1 protein-coding gene is annotated in these 1,778 nt (G+C 63.2%); it reads right to left on the minus strand.

From position 1 onward, the window contains the following. The coding region (locus tag MB824_RS08530) for a hemagglutinin repeat-containing protein (RefSeq protein ID WP_238748038.1) at positions 1-1,778 on the minus strand (1,778 nt) is incomplete at both ends.

Here is a 1,778-nt window from a genome sequence, read left to right on the forward strand (position 1 = left end):
GGCTTTCAGGCTGCTTTGTTGGCTTTGGCGGTAGTTTTGGTTTTGCTCTTTGCTGGCGGTTTTAAAGCCGAAACCGGCTTCAACGGACAAGAGGACGGCGCCTTGCTGTCCGGTTTGGTTTTTGACGGCGTCGGCCACTTTGCCGACGCCATCGGCCAGTTGGTAGGCTTGGGCGCCGGCGGCTAGACCCTGCAGGGCGCGGGTGCGGTCGTCGGCTTTGCTTTTGGCGGCGCCCTCGGCGGCGTTGACCAGATCGATCAGCGGCGAGGAAATTTTGGCGAAGGTGCCGATTTTAAGGTCGCGCTCGCTTTGGCGGCTGCGGCCGTGATTGTCGGCGGTGCGGATATCGACGCTTTGAGCGGCAATGTCAATATCGCGGGCAGCGGCAACATCACTGCCGGATTGGCGGTAGGCGCCGCCGGCGTCGATGCGGACGCTGCCTTTCAGGCTGCCGATTTGGCTGGCGGTCTGCAGGGTTTCTTCGCCCTCGTTCTCGCGGCGATTTTTCATCCAGCCGCTAAAGTGCTCGGTGTCGGAAATAACGGCACTGCCGATGCCGGAAGAAACTTGGCGCTCGCTCTGGCTTTGGCGGTGTTCGGCGGCGCGGATGTCGATGTCGCCGCCGGCTTTAAGCAGCAGGTCGTCTTGGGAGACCAGACTGCTGCCGCTGACGGCGATATTGCCTTTTTCGGCAAGCAGACGGGTTTTACCGCCCACGGACAGGGTGCTGCCGCTGATGCTGCCGATCTCGCCCGCAGCCTGCCCCTGATCGTTAAAGGTGCCGAAGGGGGTGATATGGTCGCGGTTGTCGATGGAGAAACCGCTGCGCTTGCTGCTGCCGGTTTGCCGGCGGCTGTCGGCCGCGGCCAGCAGTCGGATGTCGTCGCGGGCATACAGCAGGGCATCGCCTTCGGCGGAGATTTGTGCGCCTTTGGCTTCGATGTTGCCTTCGGTGGCACGGATGCTGAGATGGCGGCCGGCTGTCAGCGAGCTGCCGACGGCTTCGGCGCTGCTGCCATCCTGCACCTGCGTGCTGCGGCTGCGGCCGCCGCTGATCACAACGGGCGTGCCCGCCGCCTGGCTGGCTTTGGCTGAGGCGCTGCTGCGCTGCATCCAGTTGCCGACGATACTGTCGCTGTACCCGCCGCCCTGCATGGCTTTGTCCCAGGCATTTTTGCCGGCGGTATAGGGGTCGTAAGTGATGCCGACCGAGAAGCCGCTCTGTTTGTGCTGCGCTTCGCTGTGCCGCTCGTTCCGTTTGTAGGCTTCGCCAAGGGAAACTTCGCGCCCCTGCAGCTTCAGATCGCCACCGGCATACAGTTGTGCGGCTTCGGTACTCAGTTTGCCGCCCGCCGCTACGGTGGTGTTGCCTTTCAGGCTGCCTATCTGCGAGGAGGTTACGGCAGACGATACGCTGTTTTGCTGCAGGTTTTCTTGGGTCTTGCCGTAACCGGCCATCGCTACGCCGTTTTTCAGGCTGCCGGTTAGGCCGGACTTTTTGCGCTCGTGGTTTTCCCAATCCTGGTAGCGGTTGTCTGCGGCGTCGATGCGTACTCCGCCTTGGGCGGCAATCAGGGTCTGCCCGTCGCTGATGACTTGGCTGCCGCGGATGCGGGTGTCGCCGCCGGAGGCCGTTCTGACTTCGCGGCCGGTAATCACGCTGCCGGCTGCTTCGTCGTGTTGGCGCCGGTATTGGTCCAACCGGCTTGTGCTGCCGACCAAACCGCGCTCTTTGCTGTAGGTCGATTCGTCCAGATCCAGGGTGCGGCGGCCTTCGC

The organism is Kingella pumchi (assembly GCF_022288825.1).
GTDB lineage: Bacteria > Pseudomonadota > Gammaproteobacteria > Burkholderiales > Neisseriaceae > Kingella_D > Kingella_D pumchi.